The sequence below is a fragment of the Streptomyces mexicanus genome (assembly GCF_902506575.1).
GTDB classification, from domain to species: domain Bacteria; phylum Actinomycetota; class Actinomycetes; order Streptomycetales; family Streptomycetaceae; genus Streptomyces; species Streptomyces mexicanus.
This window is the reverse complement of the sequence record NZ_LR732544.1, coordinates 3329067-3332873: the sequence shown is the minus strand read 5'-3', so window position 1 is coordinate 3332873 and position 3807 is coordinate 3329067. Positions and strand designations below refer to the sequence as shown.

Genomic DNA, 3807 nt, shown 5'->3' with positions numbered 1-3807 from the left:
GCCCCCCACCGCACCGACTCCGGGCGACACCCCGCCCACCCTGTTCACCTGGGAGTTCGCGAGCGATCCCTACCCGGCGTACGCCTGGCTGCGCGAGCACGCCCCCGTGCACCGCACCCGGCTGCCCAGCGGTGTGGAGGCCTGGCTGGTCACCCGCTACGCCGACGCCCGCCAGGCCCTCGCCGACCAGCGGCTGAGCAAGAACCCGGCGCACCACGACGAGCCCGCGCACGCCAAGGGCAAGACCGGCATCCCCGGCGAGCGCAAGGCCGAGCTGATGACGCACCTGCTCAACATCGACCCGCCGGACCACACCCGGCTGCGCCGCCTGGTCAGCAAGGCGTTCACGCCCCGCCGGGTCGCCGAGTTCGCGCCGCGCGTGCAGGAGTTGGCCGACGGCCTCATCGACACCTTCGCCGGGCGCGGCACCGCCGACCTCATCCACGAGTTCGCGTTCCCGCTGCCCATCTACGCCATCTGCGACATGCTCGGTGTCCCCCGCGAGGACCAGGACGACTTCCGGGACTGGGCCGGCATGATGATCCGGCACGGCAAGGGCCCGCGCGGCGGCGTGGCCCGCTCGGTGAAGAAGATGCGCGGCTACCTGGCCGAGCTGATCCACAAGAAGCGCGAGGCGCTGCCCGCCGAGCCGGTCCCCGGCGAGGATCTGATCTCCGGCCTCATCCGGGCCTCCGACCACGGCGAGCACCTCACCGAGAACGAGGCCGCCGCGATGGCGTTCATCCTCCTCTTCGCCGGTTTCGAGACGACCGTCAACCTCATCGGCAACGGCACCTATGCCCTGCTCACCCACCCCGAGCAGCGCCACCGTCTGCAGGACTCGGTGGCCGCCGGCGAGCGGGAGCTGCTGGAGACCGGCGTCGAGGAGCTGCTGCGCTACGACGGCCCCGTCGAGATGGCCACCTGGCGGTTCGCCACCCGGCCGCTGACCATCGGCGGGCAGGACATCGCCGCGGGCGATCCGGTGCTCGTCGTCCTCGCCGCCGCCGACCGCGACCCGGAGCGGTTCGCCGACCCGGACACCCTGGACCTGGCCCGGCGCGACAACCAGCACCTCGGCTACGGGCACGGCATCCACTACTGCCTGGGAGCCCCGCTGGCCCGCCTGGAGGGCCAGACCGCGCTCGCCACCCTGCTCACCCGGCTGCCGGACCTCCGGCTGGACGCGGACCCGGCCGACCTGCGCTGGCGCGGCGGCCTCATCATGCGCGGCCTGCGGACCCTGCCCGTGCGCTTCACCCCGAGCCCCGGCCCGCCCGTCGAGGACCCCCGTCCGCAGGCCCGCTGACGAGCCAAAAGCTGACACGCGCTCAACTATGTGATGTTCACGTGATCTGCGCGGCATGAACTTGTGATGAGCGTTCGTATGCCGATACGTTCACGCATCAGCGTGGCGCCGAGCACCACCCGCCGCGCCGTCCCTGTTGTCGGGTGAAAGGTCCTTGCATGCTCTCCGGGAACGGTCGTCACCGTCGCCCCCGCCAGGCTCCGGCCCTGCTCGTCACCGCCGGAGTGACCGGCTCCGCGATCGCCATCCCGCTCATCGGCGCCTCCGCCGCGAGCGCGGCCGACGGCACCACGTGGGACAAGGTGGCGGAGTGCGAGAGCGGTGGCTCCTGGAGCGCCGACACCGGAAACGGCTACTACGGGGGCCTGCAGCTGTCCCAGGACGACTGGGAGAAGTACGGCGGCCTCGCCTACGCCGCGAGCGCCGACCAGGCCAGCCGCTCCCAGCAGATCGCCGTGGCCGAGAAGATCCTCGCCGACCAGGGGCCCGGCGCCTGGCGCACCTGCGCGCTGCTGTCCGGGCTCACCAAGGACTCCGGAGCGGCGAAGGTCGACACCGGTGTGGCCGACGGCTCGTCCGGTGACGCGCATTCATCCGGTACATCCGACTCCTCCGGTTCCGCCGATTCCTCCGGTCCCGGCGGCTCGTCGGGTTCCTCCGGTTCCTCCGGGTCGTCCGACCCGTCCGGTTCGTTCGACGGGTCGAACGGGTCGGACGGGTCCGGGGTGCGCGACCCCGGCCCGTCGGACTCCTCGCAGGAAGGGTCCGGCTCCTCCGGCACCTCGGAGACTCCGTCCGATTCCTCCCGTTCGGGCGGTACGTCCGCCGAATCCCCTGCCCGGCACGCCGGTTCGGCCCCTTCCTCTTCCGTGCCCGGCAAGTCGGACAACACCGCCAAGTCCGGCACATCCTCCGGGAACGACTCGGCGACACCCGGCGCGTCGCCCTCGGTGCCCGCCGCCCGCGATCAGGACGAGTGGGGCAACCCCGGGCAATACGTCGGCTCTTCGGCCCTCGTCGACACCGGCTCGCTCGGCTCCGGCCGCCACCGCGGCGCGAGCGCGGAGGAGGGCGCGACGCAGGCTCGTACGGACGCGGCCGGTGACCGGCACGCCTCCCGGGGTGCCGCGGACGCACCGGGCGCGACCGACGGCTCCTACACCGTGCGTTCCGGCGACTCCCTGACGTCCATCGCCGACTCCCTTGACGTCCACGGCGGATGGCACGCGCTCTACACCGCGAACAAGGGCACCATCGGCGCCGACCCGGACCACATCGTCGCCGGTCAGAGCCTGGATCTCCCGGGCGAAAACGCCCAGAACCAGGGCTAGTTCACGTCATGGTTTGCACCTGATGTCCGCTTCGGTGAAAGTGTGGGATGAGTCTCAAAGGCCTTGATCGTCTTTGAAATTCCGCGGACCGGCTGTCTACGGTCATGACCGCTCGTCACCGCGAGCCCCGGCTGCCGCAACGCCGAATCCTGCCAGCGGCCGCACGGGAACAGTCGTCGCGTCACGCGCCGCAGGCAGGAGCGGGGGACCCAAGGTAAGCGCCGCATCGTCCGGTTGACGGAAGCGGCTAGGGGTGAAGCCGTGCCTCCTTCGGGAGGCGCGGCCGGGCAACTCAACCGGCCCGAACCCGACAGCTCACCTCGCAGGCGTCGGTGAGGGGATCCTTCCATGCTGTTTTCCGGCAAGGGCAAGCACCGTCGTCCGTCCAAGGCCACCCGTGCCATCGCGCTGGCCGGCGTCACCGGCGTCGCCGTGGCCGGTCCGCTGATGGCAGCGGGCAACGCCTCCGCCGCCACCGCCTCCGAGTGGGACGCCGTCGCCCAGTGCGAGTCCGGCGGCAACTGGTCCATCAACACCGGCAACGGCTTCTACGGCGGCCTGCAGTTCACCAACTCCACCTGGGCGGCCTACGGCGGCACCGCCTACGCGCCGCGTGCCGACCTGGCCTCCAAGGCCCAGCAGATCGCCGTGGCCGAGAAGGTCCTCGCGGGCCAGGGCAAGGGCGCCTGGCCGGTGTGCGGCAAGGGCCTGTCCGGCGCCGCCTACACCGGCGGCACGGGCTCCTCGACGTCGTCCTCCTCCTCGGCGTCGTCCGCGTCCAACGGCAGCGGCTCGGGCAGCACCGACAGCTCCCGGCAGAGCACCACCACGAACCGCTCGACCGGTGAGCAGCACGCCGACCGCTCCGCCACGCGCCCGGCCCCGAAGCAGACCGTCACCACCCCGACCGGCAAGAAGGTCGAGAAGGGCGACGGCGAGTACAAGGTGGTCGCCGGCGACACCCTCAGCTCCATCGCCACCGCCCACCACGTCCGCGGCGGCTGGGAGAAGCTGTTCCAGCTGAACAAGGACATCGTCCAGGACGCCGACCTCATCTACCCGGGCCAGCAGCTCCACCTGAAGTAAGGAGCCGGCCCACCCCCCCCCGAAGCCCGAGCCGATCCGGCCGCCGGCGCGCTCCCGCCACCCCGCCCCCGGCATCCGCCT

At 72.0% G+C, this 3807-nt stretch carries 3 protein-coding genes and 1 riboswitch; all 3 genes read left to right on the top strand.

Annotation, left to right across the window (positions count from 1 at the left end; all coding sequences use genetic code 11):
• Positions 1 to 40: 40 nt before the first annotated feature.
• The 3 genes from GV126_RS14815 (at position 41) to GV126_RS14805 (ending at position 3726) form a co-directional block, all read left to right on the top strand.
• A complete protein-coding gene (locus GV126_RS14815; RefSeq protein WP_159673702.1) occupies positions 41 to 1309 on the top strand; it encodes a cytochrome P450 family protein in 1269 nt (422 codons plus the stop codon).
• A gap of 158 nt (positions 1310 to 1467) precedes the next feature.
• The gene (locus GV126_RS14810) at positions 1468 to 2640 is read left to right on the top strand and encodes a transglycosylase family protein (protein ID WP_159666622.1); all 1173 of its coding nucleotides are present in this window, start codon (positions 1468 to 1470) and stop codon (positions 2638 to 2640) included.
• A 176-nt stretch (positions 2641 to 2816) separates the two neighbouring features.
• Positions 2817 to 2984, top strand: a riboswitch (cyclic di-AMP (ydaO/yuaA leader).
• A gap of 4 nt (positions 2985 to 2988) precedes the next feature.
• Positions 2989 to 3726 carry a LysM peptidoglycan-binding domain-containing protein gene (locus GV126_RS14805; protein ID WP_159666619.1) on the top strand — a complete coding sequence of 246 codons (738 nt, stop codon included), beginning with the start codon at positions 2989 to 2991 and terminating at the stop codon, positions 3724 to 3726.
• The last annotated feature ends 81 nt before the right edge of the window (positions 3727 to 3807 follow it).

Coding starts and splice junctions, on each gene's coding strand:
- GV126_RS14810 (WP_159666622.1), top strand. CDS start 1,468: ATGCTCTCCGGGAACGGTCGTCACCGTCGCCCCCGCCAGGCTCCGGCC.
- GV126_RS14805 (WP_159666619.1), top strand. CDS start 2,989: ATGCTGTTTTCCGGCAAGGGCAAGCACCGTCGTCCGTCCAAGGCCACC.